Source organism: Streptomyces sp. Edi4, assembly GCF_040253615.1.
In the GTDB taxonomy this organism is placed as follows: domain Bacteria; phylum Actinomycetota; class Actinomycetes; order Streptomycetales; family Streptomycetaceae; genus Streptomyces.
In genome coordinates this window covers 6,514,104-6,531,687 of the sequence record NZ_JBEJGY010000004.1, presented here as the reverse complement: position 1 = coordinate 6,531,687, position 17,584 = coordinate 6,514,104, and the positions used below count along the sequence as shown (strand labels likewise).

Sequence of the window (17,584 nt, the reverse complement as noted above, 5' to 3'; positions counted from 1 at the left end):
CCCCGGCGTACGCGCGTTGGCAGCGCGGCGCGCGATACGGCGATGATGTGCGCGGCGGGTTCGCGCCGGGGCGGTTTCCCGCTGTCGCGCAGGTGAGAGAGGCGGTCCGGGTGCTGGGAGCGATAGGTCTCGACGAGACGCAGGAGTCGGCGTACCGCGCGTTGGTCGCGGTGGGAGCGGCCGAGGTGAGTGACCTCGCGCACCGGCTGACGCTGCCCGAGAGCGAGACGGAGCGCGCGCTGCGCCGCCTGGAGCGCCAGGGCCTCGCCGCCCGGTCCTCCGCCCGGACCGGTCGGTGGGTCGCGGCCCCGCCCGGGGTCGCCCTCAGCGCCCTTCTCACCCGGCAGCGCCACGAGTTGGACCGGGCCGAGCTGGCGGCGGCGCTGCTGGCCACGGAGTACCGGGCGGACGCGGCCGAGCCGGCCGTGCACGATCTGGTGGAGGTGGTGACCGGCGCGAGCGCGGTCGCCCACCGCTTCCACCAGGTGCGGCTGGGTGCGACCCACGAGGTGTGCGCGCTGGTGGCGGGCGGGCCGTTCGCGGCCGACGGGCTGGACGGCGGGTCCAAGGACGCGGCCTCGAACCCAGGGGTCCGCCACCGGGTGGTGGCCGAGCGCCAGGTGCTCGCGCTGCCCGCCAGCGTCGCCGAACTGTCCGCCGCGCTGGGCCGCGACGAGCAGGTGCGTACCGTGGAGCGGGTGCCGTCGGAGCTCGTGGTCGCGGACCGCGCTCTGGCCATGGTGCCGTTGACCGGCGGGGACGCGGAGCCGGCGGCGCTGGTGGTGCACGCGAGCGGGCTGCTCGCAGCGCTGATGGGCCTGTTCGACGCGGTGTGGCGGGACGCGGTGCCGCTGCGGCTCGGCGCCGGAGGGCGCGGCGTCGTCGAGTCGGTTCCGGGTCCCGACGCGACCGACCTGGAGATCCTGTCGCTGCTGCTCGCCGGGATGACGGACGCGAGCGCCGCCAAGCAGCTGGACCTCGGCCTGCGGACCGTGCAGCGCCGGGTCAAGGGCCTGATGGAACTCACCGGTGTGACGACGAGGCTCCAGCTCGGCTGGCACGCCTACGAGCGGGGCTGGGTGGCCCGCTGATCACGCTGGGCCAGAGGGCGGTCACGGCACGTCGAGGGCGGGACGGCCCGCACTGCGCGGGCGTGCCGGTTCCGGCACCCTGGGCAGATGGGCGTGTGGCAGCTCCTCGCGGTCGGCACGGTGATCCTGCTGGGCCTGGGCGGCGTGCTGGTCCCCGGCGTCCCCGGGCAGGCGATCGTGTGGGCCGCCGTGGCGTGGTGGGCGCTGGACGACGCGACCGGACTCGCCTGGACCGTACTGGCGTGCGCCACCGGCGTCCTCCTCCTGAACCAGGCGCTGCGCCCCTTCCTGCCGCCCCGCCGCTTCAAGGCGGCCGGCGTGTCCAGACGGTCGGTCCTCGTGGCGGGCGCGGCATGCGTCGCGGGCTTCTTCGTGCTGCCGGTGGTGGGCGGGATCGCCGGGTTCCTCGGCGGACTGTACGGCGCGGAGCGGGTGCGGCTGGGCAGTCGCGGGGACGGCTGGGCCTCGGCCCGTACGATCCTGCGCGCCGGCGGCTACTCGGTGATGGCCGAGCTCTACGCCTGTCTGCTCGTCGTCGGGGCGTGGCTGGGAGCGGTGGTCCGGGGCTGAGGGTGGGGTGCCGCTTCGGGGCCGGGCGGCGCGGCGGCCGGGACCGGAGGGTGACGTGCGGACCGCCCGGCCCCGGCCGGGCGCTAAGCCGTCTTGATCTCCGGCTTGTACAGATCGAGCCAGATCGCGAGGTCGAGGGCGCGCTCCAGGCCCCGGCGCGAGGCCTGGTGGATCTGCGGGGCGCTCACGTCGGCGGCGCGGCGCAGTCCGTCCCGGTCGATGAGGTCGAAGACGGGATGGGAGGGCCGGGCGAGCAGGTCCTTGGCGTGGGCCTGGAGCGCGGTGGCGTACTTGGGATCCTGGGTGGAGGGGTAGGGGCTCTTGACCCGGTCGTACACCGACTTCGGCAGGACGTCCCTGGCCGCCTCGCGCAGCAGGCTCTTCTCGCGGCCGTCGAAGGACTTCACCGACCAGGGCGCGTTGTAGACGTACTCCACGAGCCGGTGGTCGCAGAACGGCACCCGCACTTCGAGCCCGACGGCCATGCTCGCGCGGTCCTTGCGGTCGAGCAGGACGCGCACGAAACGGGTCAGGTGCAGATGGCAGATCCGGCGCATCCGGTACTCGAAGTCGCTCTCCCCGTCCAGGCGTTGGACGGCCGCGACGGCGGTGTCGTAGGAGTCCTTGATGTAGGCGGGGACGTTCAGGGTGGCGGCGAGGTCCGGGCGCAGCAGGCCCGCGTCGTCGCCGAACTGCTCGGCGAACTTGACGAGCCAGGGGAAGGTGTCGGCGGCGCGGGCCTCCTCGTCGAAGAACTGCTTGTAGCCGCCGAAGACCTCGTCGGCGGACTCGCCGGACAGGGCGACCGTGGAGTGCTCGCGGATCGCCTTGAACAGCAGGTACAGCGAGGCGTCCATGTCACCGAAGCCCATGGGGATGTCCCGGGCGCGGATGACTTTGGCGCGCACCTCGGGGTCGGCGAGCGCCTGGGCGTCCAGAACGATGTCCTGGTGGATGGTGCCCGAGCCCCGGGCCACGTCGTGGACGAAGGGGGTGTCGGGGGTGGCCCGCAGCTCGTCGGCGACGAAGTTCTCGGTCTGGCCGACGAAGTCGACCGCGAAGCTGCGCACCCGCTGGCCCACTTCGCCGAGCTGACGGGCGGCGATGGCGGTGAGCGAGGAGGAGTCGAGGCCGCCGGAGAGCAGCATGCAGCGCGGTACGTCGGCGACGAGCTGGCGCCGGACGATGTCGTCGAGGAGTTCGCGGACGTGGGCGATGCTGGTGTCGCGGTCGTCGTCGTGCGCGCGGGTGTCGAGCGACCAGTAGGTGCGGGTGCGCAGGCCCGTGCGGTCGACGGTGACGACGGTGCCGGGCACGACCTCCCGCATGCCGTCCCACACGGCGTGGCCGGGCGTCTTGACCATGGTGAACAGCTCGCGCAGGCCGTCGAGCGACACGGAGCGGCGGACCAGCGGGTTGGCGAGGATCGCCTTGGGCTCGGAGCCGAAGAGCACGCCGTCGGGGGTCTCGTAGTAGTAGAAGGGCTTGATGCCCATCCGGTCGCGGATCATGACCAGGCGCTGGACGCGCTCGTCCCAGAGGGCGAAGGCGTACATGCCGTTGAGGCGTTCCGCGACGGCCTCGCCCCATTCGAGGTAGCCGTGCAGGACGACCTCGGTGTCGGATTCGGTGGTGAACCGGTGTCCGCGCGCGGCAAGTTCGGCCCGCAGTTCGGTGAAGTTGTACGCCTCGCCCGAGTAGACGAGGGCAACGGCCTTGCCGCCGGCTTCGACGGTCATGGGCTGGCGTCCGCCCGGAAGGTCGATGATCGCGAGCCTGCGGTGGCCGAGGGCGGCCGGTCCCGAGGCCCAGACGCCGCGGTCGTCGGGCCCGCGGCAGTCCATCGTCTCGGTCATCGCGTCCAGGGTGTCCCGCTCGGCGCGTAGGTCACGGTCGAAGGAGATCCAGCCGGTGATGCCACACATGGGGTGCCTCCCGCTTCGCCGCCAGGACCGGAGGGGGGACGTACCGCCCGCCCAAGCGGATGTATTGAGCAACTACCTACCTTTCGATCGTGGGACGGCACGACGGGTCCGTCAACAGGCCCTGTTCTCAGGTGACTTGAAAGCGTCGCTCGCGCGGCCGGGATCGTGCACCCGCGGCGTGGCGGGCTAGGGGCTGACCGCGAGGACGATGTACGCGGCGAACAGCGACAGGTGCACGCCGCCCTGCATCAGCGTGGCGCGCCCCGGCACGACGGTCAGGATGCCGACCGCGACGGTCAGCGCGAGCAGCACCATGTGGCTCGCGCCGAGACCGAGCAGGAGTGGTCCGGCGAGCCAGACCGTGGCGAGCGCGACCGCCGGAATGGTGAGGCCGATGCTGGCCATGGCCGAGCCAAGTGCCAGGTTGAGGCTGGTCTGGAGGCGGTCGCGGCGGGCCGCGCGGACGGCGGCGATGGTCTCCGGCAGCAGGACGAGCAGCGCGATGACGACGCCCACCACGGAGGCCGGGAGCCCGGCCGCCGCGACCCCGCGCTCGATGGTCGGCGACACCCCCTTGGCCAGGCCCACGACGGCGACCAGCGCCACCCCGAGCAGGGCGACACTGGCCCAGGCAGTGCGGGCCGGGGGCGCCTCGGCGTGGTCGTCGTCGCGCATCACGTCGCCCTGCTGGGTCACTGGCAGGAAATAGTCGCGGTGGCGCACGGTCTGGGTGGCCACGAAGAGCCCGTACAGGAAGACCGAGGCGATCGCGGCGAAGATCAACTGGGCCGGCGTGAACTGGGGGCCCGGCTTGCTGGTGGTGAACGTGGGCAAAGCCAGACTGAGGCCCGCGAGCGTGGTGACCGTCGCGAAGGCGGTGACGGTGCCCTCGGCGTTGAAGACGGCGACTCTGCGGCGCAGGGCGCCGACCAGGAGACACACCCCCACGATGCCGTTGCAGGTGATCATCACGGCGGCGAAGACGGTGTCGCGGGCCAGGGAGGCGCTTTTGTCGCCGCCGTCCGACATCAGGGTGACGATCAGGGCGACCTCGATGACCGTCACGGCGACCGCGAGCACGAGGGAGCCGAACGGCTCGCCCACCCGGTGCGCGACCACTTCGGCGTGGTGCACCGCGGCGAGCACCGCCCCGGCCAGGAAGCACGCGACCAGCGCGACGAGCCAGGCGGGCAGGGAGCGCCCCCAGGTCAGCGCCAGCAGCACGAGGGCGAGCGGCGGCAGCACCGCCGACCAGCGTTCGAGAGGCAGTCGCGCGAGACGGATCATGCCTCGACGTTCCCAGAAGTGGCCGGTGGCCGCCCGTCGGGTTACTGCTCCCCGGCCGCCGCCGCGAGCGCCAGATGGCGTCGGGCGTAGGAGCGCCAGGGCCGCCAGGCGTCCTCCCCCGGCGCCGCCCCCACGTCCGGGTCGCCGAGCGCCCGGGTCCGGATCAGCGCGACGGTCTCCTCGTCCATGCCGGGCAGCGTCCGCAGCATCCGTGCGGCCTCGTCGCGGTCGGCCCCCGCGTCCAGGCGCAGGGTGGCGTCGGCGAGCGCGGTCGCGAGCGCCGCGAGGTGGGGGTCACCGTGGGCGGCGAGCGTCGCGGGTTCGGGGAAGAGGTGGGTGAGCGTCCCGTCGGGTATGTCCAGGCGTTTGCCGTACGTCTCCACGAGCGCGGCCGCGCCCCGCGTGCCGGTCAGCGCGCGCACCGCGCACTCGTCGGGGTCGGCGGCGCCCGGTGAGCGCAGGCCCGGGGTGCGCGCGACCAGCGGGGCCAGGCGCGCGTCGGCGCCGAGCCGTTCGTCGACGGCGTACGGGTCGGCGTCCAGGTCGAACAGGCGGCGCAGGCGCTGGACGGCAGTGGTCAGGTCGCGCGGGTCGGTGAGGTGGATCCGCGCGTCCAGCCAGCCCTGGCGGGCGGTGGTGTGTGCGGGGGCGGCCTCGGCGACGGCCACGACGGCGGTGCCGTGCGGCAGCCGCAGGGTGCGGCGGTAGGTCCGCCGGCCCGGGTCGCCGACGACCTCCTCGACGTGCTCGACGGCCTCGGCGGCCAACAGGTCGAACGTCTCCTTCACCGCGTACGCGCCTCGGTACGCGAGCCGCAGCGGAACGCCTGCGGCGGTCGCGGCGCCGGGGCCCGTGGCGCGGGCGCCGGCCTCTTCGCGCAGGGCGCTCGGGGTGCGGGCGTAGATCTGGCGGACGGTGTCGTTGAACTGGCGCACGCTGGCGAATCCGGCGGCGAAGGCGATCTCGGTGACGGGCAGCGTGGTGGTCTGGAGCAACACCCGGGCGCTGTGGGCGCGTTGGGCTCTGGCCAGGGCGACCGGGCCCGCGCCCACCTCGGCGGTGAGCTGGCGCTGCACCTGACGGGTGCTGTAGCCGAGCCGGGTCGCGAGGCCCGGCACGCCCTCGCGGTCCACCACGCCGTCCCCGATCATGCGCATGGCGCGGGCCACGACGTCGGCCCGCGCGTTCCACGCGGCGGAGCCGGGCACGGCGTCCGGGCGGCAGCGGCGGCACGCGCGGAAACCGTGGCCCTGGGCGGCGGCGGCGGTGGGGAAGAACCGGACGTTCTCGCGGCGCGGGGTGATCGCGGGGCAGCTCGGGCGGCAGTAGATGCCCGTGGTCGCCACGGCGAAGAAGAACTCGCCGTCGAACCGGGCGTCCCTGCTGCTTACGGCCTCGTACTGGGCTTCTGCGTCCATCACGCAGTCCAGTGTGCGGGGTCCCCCGCGGGGCCGCTGGCGGCTTTCAGACATCGACCCGGGCCGCGCCGCCCTCGTGGGTCCCCGCCGGACGGGCTGGGGGCGCCCATGCGGGCCGGCACCAACCCTGCCAGGGGCGCGGGGAACTGCGCGCCCGGCCACGCACGGCCCGCACCCGCAGCCCCGGGGCCCCGCCCGCAAACGCCAGGCGGGCCGAGGCTGCCGGTGCGGGCCAGCACGAACCCTGCCAGGGGCGCGGGAAACTGCGCAAACACCCCGTGCGGGCCCGCACCACGCAGTCAAGGGGCGCGGGGAACTGCGCGCCCAGCCACCCACGACCCGCACCCGCAACCCCGGGGCCCCGCCCGCAAACGCCAGGCGGGCCGAGGCTGCCGGTGCGGGCCAGCACGAACCCTGTCAGGGGCGCGGGGAACTGCGCGCCCAGCCACCCACGACCCGCATCCGTCAGCGCAACCCGCCCCGCTTGGCCGCGCCATTCGCGCGGCCCTCCGCCCCCTTCGCCTTCCACTCGCGCCGGATGCCCGCCCGCAACCTCGCATCCGTCTTGGCCACGATGCGCCGGTTCTCGCGCAACAGCTTGCGGTAGCTCTCCAGACGCCGCTGCGGCAGCGACCCGTCCTCCACCGCCTCCAGCACCGCGCACCCCGGCTCCGCGAGGTGCGCGCAGTCGTGGAAGCGGCAGTCGGCGGCCAGTTCCTCGATCTCGGAGAAGGCCTGCCCGACCCCGGACTCCGCGTCGTACAGGCCCACCCCCCGAAGCCCCGGGGTGTCGATGAGGACGCCGCCGCCAGGCAGCACGAGGAGATTGCGCGTGGTCGTGGTGTGGCGGCCCTTGCCGTCCACCTCACGCGCGGCCTGCACCGCCATCACCTCCTCGCCCAGCAGCGCGTTGGCGAGCGTGGACTTGCCCGCGCCGGACTGCCCGAGCAGCACACTGGTGCCGCCCGCGACGAGCTCACCCAGCATCTCGACGCCCTCACCCGTGGCCGCGCTGACCGCGAGCACCCGTACGCCCGGCGCGGTGGTCTCGACGTCCTGGAGCAAGTAGGAGAGCCCGACGGGGTCGGGGACCAGGTCGCACTTGGTGAGGACGACCACCGGCTGCGCGCCCGACTCCCAGGCCAGGGCCAGGAACCGCTCGATGCGGCCGAGGTCGAGTTCCACGGCGAGCGACACCGCGATGATCGCCATGTCGACGTTGGCCGCGAGGATCTGCGCCTCGGACCGGTTGGAGGAGGTGCCGCGCACGAAGGCGGTGCGGCGCGGCAGATACGCCCGCACGAACCGGGGGTCGCCGGCCGGCTCGACGGCGGCCCAGTCGCCGGTGCAGATGACCCGCATCGGATCGTGCGGGGTGACGAACGCGGTGTCCGCGCGCAGGGTGCCGGACGCGGTCACCACATCGCACTGGCCGCGGTCGACGCGTACGACCCGGCCGGGCACCAGGCCCTGCTCGGCGTACGGGGCGAACTCCGCCGCCCAGACGTCGTCCCAGCCGTACGCGGCGAGCGGACGCCCGGGGGCGGAGTCGTTCGACGCGGTGAAGTACGAGGAGAGCGACGAAGACGAAAAAGACGAAGAAGACAAGGGGGGACCCTTCGAAGGGCGGCCCCGGCGCCACGCGCGCAGGCGTGGAGGAAGCAGAAGGTCAGCCGGAGGCCACGGGGGTGTGAGAGATCAGCTTCGGAATGCGGGCAGCGCCCTTCGCGACGACAGCCATCGTTCACACCTCCTCGTACAGGTCTCACCACCGGCGACGACTCGTGTCGCCCCGCTCGAACAGCCCCGACTTTAGAGCCGTCGGCGAGCCGGCGCCAGCCAATTGTCCGGGGCTGACGCGACCCCGCCCACACGGACACCCCGCACCGCGCCCGGTCGGCGCGGCCCGCGCGTACGGCCGAGGTCACTCGGGGTCGCGCGGGTGGCGTTCCTCGTGTTTTTCGTGCTTCTTCACGTGGTGCAGGCGGGACTTCACGTCGTCCGGGGGCAGGAACTTCGACCAGCGTTCGGGGAACTCCGAGGGCATCCCGGGATCGAAGGCGTCCTCCGGGTCGTCGTCCTCGGGGTCGAAGAGCGAGGGCTGGGTGGGCTGGGCGCGGGCCAGCAGCTGGGCGGCCTGCGCGGTGCGCACCCGGTCGCTCGCGGCGCGCGCGGCGGCCGTGGCCACCGAGGGCCACACCCGGTCGATGGCCGCGTTGACGGCCGCGCCGACCAGGACCGCGAAAGCCGAGATGCCGATCCAGAGCAGCACCGCGATGGGCGCGGCGAGCGAGCCGTAGATGGTGGGGCCCTCGACCGTGCTGGTCAGATAGATCCGCAGCAGGAACGAGCCGAGCACCCACATCGCCAGGGCCACCAGCGCGCCCGGCACGTCCTCGATCCACGGCGAGCGGACCGGCACGGAGACGTGGAAGAGGGTGGTGAGGAAGGCGATGGACAGCAGGATCATCGTGGGCCAGTACAGGAAGCTGATCACGTCCGTGCCCCACGGGACGAGCTCCACCACCCGGTCGGGTCCCACCACCGCGAGCGGCAGCACGACCGCGCCGATGAGCAGCGCGACGACGTAGAGCAGGAGCGAGAGCAGCCGGGTCTTGACGATGCCCCGGTGTCCGTCGAGTCCGTACATGACGGTGATGGTGTCGATGAAGACGTTCACCGCGCGCGAGCCCGACCACAGGGCGATGGCGAAGCCGATGGAGACGATGTCGGGACGCTTGCCCTTGGTGACGTCTTCGAGGAGCGGCTGCGCGAACTCGTGCACGCCCCGTTCGGACAGGACCGTTCCGGCCGCGTTGAGGATGTTCTGCTCGATGCTGGCGACGGTGTGGGTATTGGTCCAGCCGTCCACGTAACCGAGCAGCGCGATCACACTGAGCAGCAGCGGGGGCAGCGAGAGCAGCGTGAAGAACGCGGCCTCGGCTGCCAGGCCCAGGATGCGGTACTCCACGCAGGAGTTGACGGTGTCCTTGAGGAGCAGCCAGCCCAATTTCCGCTTGGAGACGTTGCGGTAGACGACACGGGCCCGATGAAGGCGGCCGGAAGTCCGCTCGGGTGTTTCATTTGCTGGCTGCACGTCCTTACCGTATCGGCATGGCAGCCACGACCCACACAGTGACCAACCAGCCTCCGCCCCTGGTGGGGTACGACGTCTTCACCGCCGACCGGGCCCTTGTCGAGGCCGTCGAGCGGCACACCGCGCCAGACCTCGTGGAGGAGGTGAAGGAGGAGCTTTCGGGGCTCGGGACGTCCGCGGGATCCGCGCAGGCACAGGAGTGGGGTGTGCTGGCGAACGAGAACCCGCCGAAGCTGCGCACCCATGACCGCTACGGCAACCGGATCGACGAGGTGGAGTTCCATCCCAGCTGGCACCGGCTGCTCGGCAAGGCGGTGACGTCGGGGCTCACGGACGCCTGGGGCCGCCCGGCGGGCCATGTGCGGCGCGCGGCCGGGTTCTTGGTGTGGACCCAGGCCGAGGGCGGGCACGGCTGCCCGGTCTCGATGACGCACGCGGCGGTGCCCGCGCTGCGCACCGATGCGGCACTGGCCGCCGAGTGGGAGCCGAGGCTCACCTCGCATGTGTACGAGGAGGGGCTGCGGCCGGCCGCCGAGAAGGGCGGCGTGCTCTTCGGCATGGGCATGACGGAGAAGCAGGGCGGCAGCGACGTACGCGCCAACACCACCACCGCGACCGCGCTCGGCGCCGACGGCGAGTACGTCCTGACCGGACACAAGTGGTTCTGTTCGGCGCCGATGAGCGACGGCTTCCTGGTGCTCGCGCAGGCATCCGCCGCCCACAAGGACAGCCTCACCTGTTTCCTGGTGCCCCGCGTCCTCGCGGACGGCAGCCGCAACACGTTCGCCATCCAGCGCCTCAAGGACAAGCTGGGCAACAAGTCGAACGCCTCGAGCGAGGTCGAGTTCGACGGGACGTGGGCGCGCCGGGTCGGCGAGGAGGGGCGCGGGGTGCGCACCATCATCGAGATGGTGGCGGCGACCCGGCTCGACTGTGTGATCGGCTCGGCGGCGATCATGCGCCAGGCGGTGGCGCAGGCGATTCACCACGCCTCCCACCGCAGCGCGTTCGGCGGTCTGCTCGTGGACAAGCCCCTGATGCGCAATGTGCTGGCCGACCTGGCCCTGGAGTCGGAGGCCGCCAGCACGCTGGCGCTGCGGCTCGCGGCCGCCTACGACGCGGACACCGAGCAGGAGCGGGCGTTTTTGCGGCTCGCGGTGCCGGCCGCCAAGTACTGGGTCACCAAGCGGTGTACGCCGGTGGCGGGCGAGGCGCTGGAATGCCTGGGCGGCAATGGGTACGTGGAGGAGTCGGGCATGCCCCGGCTGCTGCGCGAGGCCCCGCTGAACTCGATCTGGGAGGGCTCGGGCAACGTCCAGGCACTCGATGTGCTGCGGGCACTCCAGCGCGAACCGGCTGCGATCAACGCCTTTCTCCAGGAGGTCGGCGCGGCGCGCGGCGCGGACCACCGGCTGGACGGGGCGATCAAGGGCCTGCTGACCGAACTCGCCGATCTGAACGGCATCGAGGGGCGGGCGCGGCGCCTGGTGGAGCGGATGGCGCTGGTGCTCCAGGGCTCGCTCCTGGTGCGCTGGGCGCCGCCGGAGGTCGCGGACGCGTTCTGCGCCTCGCGGCTCGGCGGCGACTGGGGGGCGGCCTTCGGGACGCTGCCGCACTCCCTCGACCTGGCGTCGGTGGTGGAGCGGGCCCGCGCCGAGGTGTGAGGGCGGGCCCCCGGCGCCGGCCGGGGGCCCACACTCCCTGACCTGCGTTGGAGGCCGTCGCGGCCGCATGATTGCCTGGCCCCATGAGTATCACCGTCACCACGTGGTCCCTGGAGCAGACCTCCGCCGCCGATCTGCGCCCGGCCGCCGAGCCCGCCGGCGACGTCACGGTCGTACGCGCCGAGGTTCCCTCGCCGGAGTTCAGCCGCTTCCTCTATACGGCGGTCGGCGGCGACATCCGGTGGACCGACCGACTGGGCCTGACGTACGCGCAGTGGGAGCGGCTGCTCGCCGAGCCGGGCACGGAGACGTGGGTGGCCTACGAGCGGGGCACGCCCGCGGGTTACGTCGAGCTGGAGGCGCAGCCCGGCGGCGTGGTGGAGATCGTCTACTTCGGGCTGCTGCCCGCTTTCCGCGGCCGGCGCATCGGCGGCCACCTCCTGACGCAGGGGGTCCGGCGGGCCTGGGACCTGGCCGGGCGCTGGCCGGGGCTGCCCGCCACGGAGCGGGTGTGGCTGCACACGTGCTCGCTCGACGGGGAGCACGCGATGGACAACTACGTGCGGCGCGGCTTCAAGCTCTTCGACACCCGGCAGGAGCAGGCCGACGAGGTGGCCGCCCCGGGCCCCTGGCCGGGGGCGTTCTGACGGTCGCCCCCGGCACGTGGAACGGGCCGGGGCCCACGGAACCAGCGCCTCCGGTCCGTGACCCGGAACACAGCGTCTCATGATGCGGGACATCTACGTCCACATCCTGGATAGTGGTGGACTGGGTCCAAAGTCCCGTGACACGCTTCCGTCATGTCTGGAACTGGAATTGCCTTGGTGAGTCGGCGGCACGTCGACCTCGGCCGCATGTCCAGCGCCATCTGTCCGGCACGCTGACGCCTCCGGCAGCGCCGCGAATCCTCCTCCCTCTTTCCTGACTGCGCACCGTCGCGCCCACGCGCGAGTGTGCAGGTCAGAGCCGCCCTCCTGCAGTCTTGAAGGACATACGCCATGGCCGTCAGCCCAGAAACCCCTGCCCCCACGCCGCCCCGTCGCAAGACGGGCCGCCACCGTGGTGAAGGCCAGTGGGCCGCCGGGCACTTCACGCCCCTCAACGGCAACGAGCAAGTGAAGAAGGACGACGACGGTCTCAATGTGCGGACACGCATTGAGACGATCTACTCCAAGCGTGGTTTCGACTCCATCGACCCGAGCGACCTGCGCGGCCGGATGCGCTGGTGGGGTCTCTACACCCAGCGCCGCCAGGGCATCGACGGCGGCAAGACGGCCATCCTCGAGCCGGAGGAGCTGGACGACGAGTACTTCATGCTGCGCGTCCGCATCGACGGCGGGCGCCTGACCACCGAGCAGCTGCGCGTGATCGGCGAGATCTCGCAGGAGTTCGCGCGCGGTACCGCCGACCTCACCGACCGGCAGAACGTCCAGTACCACTGGATCCGCATCGAGGACGTCCCCGAGATCTGGAACCGGCTCGAAGCCGTCGGCCTGTCCACCACCGAGGCCTGCGGTGACACTCCGCGCACCATCCTCGGCTCGCCGGTCGCCGGCATCGCCGCGGACGAGATCGTCGACGGCACCCCGGCCGTCGAGGAGATCCACCGGCGCTTCATCGGCAATCCGGCCTTCTCCAACCTGCCCCGCAAGTTCAAGACGGCCATCTCCGGCTCCCCGCAGCTGGACGTCGCGCACGAGATCAACGACGTGGCGTTCGTCGGCGTCGAGCACCCCGAGCACGGCCCCGGCTTCGACGTGTGGGTCGGCGGCGGGCTCTCCACCAACCCCAAGCTCGGCGTGCGGCTCGGCGCGTGGGTGCCGGTGGAGGAGGTGCCCGATGTCTTCGAGGGCGTCATCTCCATCTTCCGTGACTACGGCTACCGTCGGCTGCGCAACCGCGCCCGCCTGAAGTTCCTCGTCGCCGACTGGGGACCGCAGAAGTTCCGCCAGGTCCTCCAGGACGAGTACCTGAAGCGCGACCTGCTGGACGGGCCCGCGCCCGAACTGCCCAAGGACGTCTGGCGCGATCACCTCGGCGTGCACCGCCAGAACGACGGCCGCTTCTACATCGGCTTCGCCCCGCGCGTGGGACGCGTCGACGGCGCCACCCTGAGCAAGATCGCCGAGCTCGCCGAGACGCACGGCTCGGGGCGGCTGCGTACCACCACCGAGCAGAAGCTGATCGTGCTCGACGTCGAGGAGGACCGCGTCGAGTCGCTGGTGTCGGGCCTGGAGTCCCTGGGCTTGAAGGTCAACGCCTCGCCGTTCCGGCGCGGCACCATGGCCTGCACCGGCATCGAGTTCTGCAAGCTCGCCATCGTCGAGACCAAGGCGCGCGGCGCCTCGCTCATCGACGAACTGGAGCGCCGCATCCCGGAGTTCGACGAGCCCATCACCATCAACATCAACGGCTGCCCCAACTCCTGCGCCCGCATCCAGGTCGCCGACATCGGCCTCAAGGGCCAGCTGGTCCTGGACGACGCGGGCAACCAGGTCGAGGGCTTCCAGGTGCACCTGGGCGGCGCGCTCGGCCTGGAGGCCGGCTTCGGCCGCAAGGTGCGGGGCCTGAAAGTCACCTCGGCCGAGCTGCCCGACTACGTCGAGCGGGTCCTCAGGCGCTTCCAGGCGGAGCGCGCCGAGGGCGAGCGGTTCGCGGCCTGGGCCGGACGCGCCGGCGAGGAGGCCCTGTCATGAGCGAGCGCGCGGCCCCCTACCACTGCCCCTACTGCGGGGACGAGGACCTGCGTCCCCACGAGGCCGGACACGGCGCGTGGGAATGCGCGGCGTGCAACCGGGCCTTCCAGCTGAAGTTCCTCGGGCTCCTGGCCCGCGGGCTGCGGCGCGACACCACTGGAGGGGAAGCGATATGACGGCCACTCGGACCAGCGACGGCCGCACGGCACAAGACCTCAAGGCGCTCGCCGAACAGGCGGGCCGTGACCTCGAAGACGCCTCGCCGCTGGAGATCCTGCGGTGGGCCGCCGACACCTTCGGCAAGCGCTTCTGCGTCACCTCCTCCATGGAGGACGCCGTCGTCGCCCACCTCGCCTCGCGGGCCATGCCCGGCGTGGACGTGGTGTTCCTCGACACCGGCTACCACTTCCCCGAGACCATCGGGACCCGGGACGCGGTGGCCGAGGTGATGGACGTCAACGTCATCACCCTGACCCCGCGTCAGAGCGTCGCCGAGCAGGACGCCGAGTACGGCCCACGGCTCCACGACCGCGACCCCGACCTGTGCTGCGCCCTGCGCAAGGTCAAGCCCCTTGAGCAGGGCCTGAGTTCGTACGCCGCGTGGGCCACGGGGCTGCGCCGCGACGAGTCCCCGACCCGGGCGAACACCCCGGTGGTCGGCTGGGACGAGAAGCGGCAGAAGGTCAAGGTGTCGCCCATCGCCCGCTGGACGCAGGACGACGTGGACGCGTACATCGCGGAGCACGGTGTGATCACCAACCTCCTGCTCATGGACGGCTACCCCTCGATCGGCTGCGCCCCGTGCACCCGCCGGGTCGCCGAGGGCGAGGACGCGCGCGCCGGCCGCTGGGCCGGACGCAACAAGACCGAGTGCGGGCTGCACTGATGACAGTCCAGCACAGGCCCAGAGACGACCAGGAGACTTCGATGAGCGTGACGGAGGCGGGAGCCACCATCTGGCTGACCGGTCTGCCGAGCGCCGGCAAGACGACCATCGCCCTCGAACTCGCGGGCAGGCTGCGCGCGGACGGGCACCGGGTGGAGGTGCTGGACGGCGACGAGATCCGCACGTTCCTTTCCGCGGGGCTCGGCTTCAGCCGTGAGGACCGGCACACCAATGTGCAGCGGATCGGTTTCGTCGCCGAACTCCTCGCCGCCAACGGCGTCAAGGCGCTGGTCCCGGTGATCGCGCCGTACGCCGACAGCCGCGAGGCCGTCCGCAAGCGTCACCAGAGCGAGGGCACCGCCTATCTGGAGGTGCATGTCGCCACTCCGGTCGAGGTGTGCTCCGTACGCGATGTGAAGGGTCTGTACGCCCAGCAGGCGGCGGGCGAGATCAGCGGCCTGACCGGCGTCGACGACCCGTACGAGGCGCCCGAGGCGCCGGATTTGGTGATCGAGTCACATACCCAGACCGTGCAGGAGTCCGCGGCGGCACTTTTTGCGCTGCTCACCGAGAGGGGGCTGGCATGACGTCGGCCGCGACCGTGACCGAGGGTGTGGACAGCCCGTACGCGCTGAGCCATCTGGACGCGTTGGAGTCCGAGGCGGTGCACATCTTCCGTGAGGTGGCGGGTGAGTTCGAGCGGCCGGTGATCCTGTTCTCCGGCGGCAAGGACTCCATCCTCATGCTGCACCTCGCGCTGAAGGCGTTCGCCCCGGCGCCCGTCCCCTTCTGCCTGCTGCATGTCGACACCGGGCACAACTTCCCCGAGGTCCTGGCCTACCGCGACCGCGTGGTGGCCGAGCACGGTCTGCGGCTGCACGTCGCCTCGGTGCAGGAGTACATCGACGCGGGCAAGCTGCGCGAGCGCCCCGACGGGGTGCGCAACCCGCTCCAGACGGTGCCGCTGACCGAGGCCATCCAGGAGCACCGCTTCGACGCGGTGTTCGGGGGCGGGCGGCGCGACGAGGAGAAGGCCCGCGCCAAGGAGCGGGTGTTCTCGCTGCGGGACGAGTTCTCGCAGTGGGACCCGCGCCGTCAGCGGCCCGAGCTGTGGCAGCTCTACAACGGCCGGCACGCGCCGGGCGAGCACGTGCGCGTCTTCCCGCTGTCCAACTGGACCGAGCTGGACGTGTGGCAGTACATCGCCCGTGAGGACATCGCCCTGCCGGGCATCTACTTCGCGCATGAGCGTGAGGTGTTCAAGCGGTCGGGCATGTGGCTGACCGCGGGTGAGTGGGGCGGCCCCAAGGAGGGCGAGAGCGTCGAGACCCGCCTGGTGCGTTATCGCACGGTGGGCGACATGTCCTGCACGGGCGCCGTCGACTCCGACGCGACGACGCTGGACGCGGTCATCACCGAGATCGCGGCGTCGAGGCTGACCGAACGGGGCGCCACCCGTGCCGACGACAAACTGTCCGAGGCCGCGATGGAAGACCGCAAGCGCGAGGGGTACTTCTAAAGTGAGCACTACCGCCGAGACCGCCCAGCAGCTGGCCGACCCGTCGGCCACCACCCTGCTGCGTTTCGCCACCGCCGGATCCGTCGACGATGGCAAGTCCACGCTGGTGGGCCGCCTGCTGCACGACTCCAAGTCGGTCCTGAGCGACCAGCTGGAGGCCGTGGAGGCCGCCTCCCTCAAGCGTGGTCAGGAGGCGCCGGACCTGGCGCTGCTGACCGACGGCCTGCGGGCCGAGCGCGAGCAGGGCATCACCATCGACGTGGCCTACCGCTACTTCGCCACCGCGCGGCGCCGGTTCATCCTGGCGGATACGCCCGGACATGTGCAGTACACCCGCAACATGGTGACGGGCGCCTCGACCGCCGATCTCGCCGTGGTCCTGGTGGACGCCCGCAACGGCGTCATCGAGCAGACCCGCAGGCACGCGGCGGTCGCCGCCCTGCTGCGCGTGCCGCACGTGGTCCTGGCCGTCAACAAGATGGACCTGGTGGGCTACGACGAGAAGGTCTTCGCGGCGATCGCCGAGGAATTCACCGCGTACGCCAGCGAGTTGGGCGTACCGGAGATCACGGGGATCCCGATCTCGGCGCTCGTCGGCGACAACGTGGTGGAGCCCAGCGCCCACATGGACTGGTACGGCGGCCCCACCGTGCTCGAACACCTGGAGACGGTCCCGGTCAGCCACGACCTGACCTCCTGCCACGCCCGCCTCCCGGTGCAGTACGTGATCCGCCCCCAGACCGCCGAGCTCCCCGACTACCGGGGATACGCGGGCCAGATCGCCGCCGGTACGTTCCGGGTCGGCGAGCCGGTGACCGTGCTCCCCTCGGGGCGTACGACCAAGGTGGCCGGGATCGACCTGCTCGGCGAGTCCGTCGACGTCGCCTGGACGCCGCAGTCCGTCACGCTCCTGCTCGAAGACGACATCGACATCTCGCGCGGGGACCTGATCGTGCCGAGCGGGGACGCCCCGACACCCAGCCAGGACGTCGAGGCGACCGTGTGCCACGTGGCCGACCAGCCCCTGACGGTGGGCCAGCGCGTCCTGCTCAAGCACACCACGCGCACCGTCAAGGCGATCGTCAAGGAGATCGAGTCCCGGCTCACCCTGGACGACCTCTCCCAGCACCCGCACCCGGGCCGGCTCGTCGCCAACGACATCGGCCGCGTGAAGGTGCGCACCGCCGAACCGCTGGCACTCGACTCCTACGCCGACTCCCGCCGCACCGGATCATTCCTCCTGATCGACCCCGCCGACGGCACGACGCTCACGGCCGGCATGGCGGGTGAGTCGTTCGCGACCCACAAGAGCGTGACGGTCGCGACCGAAGCGGCCGGTGTGCCCGACGAGGACGGCTGGGACTTCTGATGAACCTCGACATCTATGCGACCTTCGCGAAGGAGGGCGGCCGCGTCGGCAGCGGCGCCCTC

16 protein-coding genes are annotated in these 17,584 nt (G+C 72.1%); 11 read left to right on the top strand and 5 right to left on the bottom strand.

The window, feature by feature from the left end:
- Positions 1–110: 110 nt before the first annotated feature.
- Positions 111–1,091 carry a helix-turn-helix domain-containing protein gene (locus ABR738_RS31400; RefSeq protein WP_350233311.1) on the top strand — a complete coding sequence of 327 codons (981 nt, stop codon included), beginning with the start codon at positions 111–113 and terminating at the stop codon, positions 1,089–1,091.
- 87 nt (positions 1,092–1,178) lie between these two features.
- Complete coding sequence (locus tag ABR738_RS31395) at positions 1,179–1,661, top strand: DUF456 domain-containing protein (protein WP_350233310.1); 483 nt, start codon at positions 1,179–1,181, stop codon at positions 1,659–1,661.
- Positions 1,662–1,744: 83 nt separating this feature from the next.
- On the opposite strand, the gene asnB is transcribed toward ABR738_RS31395, so the two are convergent.
- From asnB to ABR738_RS31370, 5 genes are all read right to left on the bottom strand, one after another.
- A complete protein-coding gene (asnB, locus tag ABR738_RS31390; protein ID WP_350233309.1) occupies positions 1,745–3,586 on the bottom strand; it encodes an asparagine synthase (glutamine-hydrolyzing) in 1,842 nt (613 codons plus the stop codon).
- 186 nt (positions 3,587–3,772) lie between these two features.
- Complete coding sequence (locus ABR738_RS31385) at positions 3,773–4,873, bottom strand: calcium:cation antiporter (protein ID WP_350233308.1); 1,101 nt, start codon at positions 4,871–4,873, stop codon at positions 3,773–3,775.
- 41 nt (positions 4,874–4,914) lie between these two features.
- The gene (locus ABR738_RS31380) at positions 4,915–6,291 is read right to left on the bottom strand and encodes a bifunctional transcriptional activator/DNA repair enzyme AdaA (protein WP_350234819.1); all 1,377 of its coding nucleotides are present in this window, start codon (positions 6,289–6,291) and stop codon (positions 4,915–4,917) included.
- Between the two features lie 465 nt (positions 6,292–6,756).
- The gene (gene rsgA, locus ABR738_RS31375) at positions 6,757–7,899 is read right to left on the bottom strand and encodes a ribosome small subunit-dependent GTPase A (RefSeq protein WP_350233307.1); all 1,143 of its coding nucleotides are present in this window, start codon (positions 7,897–7,899) and stop codon (positions 6,757–6,759) included.
- A gap of 316 nt (positions 7,900–8,215) precedes the next feature.
- Entirely contained in the window at positions 8,216–9,388 is a 1,173-nt protein-coding gene (locus ABR738_RS31370; RefSeq protein ID WP_350233306.1) for a YihY/virulence factor BrkB family protein, read from the bottom strand.
- 17 nt (positions 9,389–9,405) lie between these two features.
- Here ABR738_RS31370 and ABR738_RS31365 point away from each other — a divergent pair, with 17 nt between their 5' ends.
- The 9 genes from ABR738_RS31365 (at position 9,406) to ABR738_RS31325 (ending at position 17,522) form a co-directional block, all read left to right on the top strand.
- Positions 9,406–11,052 carry an acyl-CoA dehydrogenase family protein gene (locus tag ABR738_RS31365; protein ID WP_350233305.1) on the top strand — a complete coding sequence of 549 codons (1,647 nt, stop codon included), beginning with the start codon at positions 9,406–9,408 and terminating at the stop codon, positions 11,050–11,052.
- An 83-nt stretch (positions 11,053–11,135) separates the two neighbouring features.
- On the top strand, positions 11,136–11,699 hold the full coding sequence (locus ABR738_RS31360) for a GNAT family N-acetyltransferase (protein ID WP_350233304.1): 564 nt from the start codon (positions 11,136–11,138) through the stop codon (positions 11,697–11,699).
- 153 nt (positions 11,700–11,852) lie between these two features.
- Positions 11,853–11,936 (top strand): putative leader peptide, encoded by an 84-nt coding sequence (locus ABR738_RS31355; RefSeq protein WP_310591794.1) that lies wholly within the window; start codon positions 11,853–11,855, stop codon positions 11,934–11,936.
- Positions 11,937–12,050: 114 nt separating this feature from the next.
- Positions 12,051–13,748, top strand: coding sequence for a nitrite/sulfite reductase (locus tag ABR738_RS31350; RefSeq protein WP_350233303.1), 1,698 nt, complete (start codon positions 12,051–12,053; stop codon positions 13,746–13,748).
- Entirely contained in the window at positions 13,745–13,924 is a 180-nt protein-coding gene (locus ABR738_RS31345; protein WP_350233302.1) for a hypothetical protein, read from the top strand. The genes ABR738_RS31350 and ABR738_RS31345 overlap by 4 nt, the downstream gene beginning before the upstream one ends.
- The gene (locus tag ABR738_RS31340; RefSeq protein WP_350233301.1) at positions 13,921–14,634 is read left to right on the top strand and encodes a phosphoadenylyl-sulfate reductase; all 714 of its coding nucleotides are present in this window, start codon (positions 13,921–13,923) and stop codon (positions 14,632–14,634) included. Before ABR738_RS31345 ends, ABR738_RS31340 begins: the two co-directional genes overlap by 4 nt.
- 41 nt (positions 14,635–14,675) lie before the next feature.
- The gene (cysC, locus tag ABR738_RS31335) at positions 14,676–15,221 is read left to right on the top strand and encodes an adenylyl-sulfate kinase (protein WP_350233300.1); all 546 of its coding nucleotides are present in this window, start codon (positions 14,676–14,678) and stop codon (positions 15,219–15,221) included.
- Positions 15,218–16,153: a sulfate adenylyltransferase subunit CysD gene (gene cysD / locus ABR738_RS31330; RefSeq protein WP_350233299.1), complete on the top strand. Its 936-nt coding sequence runs from the start codon at positions 15,218–15,220 to the stop codon at positions 16,151–16,153. The genes cysC and cysD overlap by 4 nt, the downstream gene beginning before the upstream one ends.
- Position 16,154: 1 nt before the next feature.
- On the top strand, positions 16,155–17,522 hold the full coding sequence (locus ABR738_RS31325; protein ID WP_350233298.1) for a sulfate adenylyltransferase subunit 1: 1,368 nt from the start codon (positions 16,155–16,157) through the stop codon (positions 17,520–17,522).
- The last annotated feature ends 62 nt before the right edge of the window (positions 17,523–17,584 follow it).

Bases quoted from the DNA above. Each gene is read 5' to 3' on its own strand.
- asnB (WP_350233309.1), bottom strand. From the start codon at position 3,586: ATGTGTGGCATCACCGGCTGGATCTCCTTCGACCGTGACCTACGCGCC.
- ABR738_RS31395 (WP_350233310.1), top strand. From the start codon at position 1,179: ATGGGCGTGTGGCAGCTCCTCGCGGTCGGCACGGTGATCCTGCTGGGC.
- ABR738_RS31345 (WP_350233302.1), top strand. From the start codon at position 13,745: ATGAGCGAGCGCGCGGCCCCCTACCACTGCCCCTACTGCGGGGACGAG.
- cysC (WP_350233300.1), top strand. From the start codon at position 14,676: ATGAGCGTGACGGAGGCGGGAGCCACCATCTGGCTGACCGGTCTGCCG.
- ABR738_RS31385 (WP_350233308.1), bottom strand. From the start codon at position 4,873: ATGATCCGTCTCGCGCGACTGCCTCTCGAACGCTGGTCGGCGGTGCTG.
- ABR738_RS31380 (WP_350234819.1), bottom strand. From the start codon at position 6,291: ATGGACGCAGAAGCCCAGTACGAGGCCGTAAGCAGCAGGGACGCCCGG.
- ABR738_RS31360 (WP_350233304.1), top strand. From the start codon at position 11,136: ATGAGTATCACCGTCACCACGTGGTCCCTGGAGCAGACCTCCGCCGCC.
- ABR738_RS31350 (WP_350233303.1), top strand. From the start codon at position 12,051: ATGGCCGTCAGCCCAGAAACCCCTGCCCCCACGCCGCCCCGTCGCAAG.
- ABR738_RS31365 (WP_350233305.1), top strand. From the start codon at position 9,406: ATGGCAGCCACGACCCACACAGTGACCAACCAGCCTCCGCCCCTGGTG.
- ABR738_RS31355 (WP_310591794.1), top strand. From the start codon at position 11,853: ATGTCTGGAACTGGAATTGCCTTGGTGAGTCGGCGGCACGTCGACCTC.
- cysD (WP_350233299.1), top strand. From the start codon at position 15,218: ATGACGTCGGCCGCGACCGTGACCGAGGGTGTGGACAGCCCGTACGCG.
- ABR738_RS31340 (WP_350233301.1), top strand. From the start codon at position 13,921: ATGACGGCCACTCGGACCAGCGACGGCCGCACGGCACAAGACCTCAAG.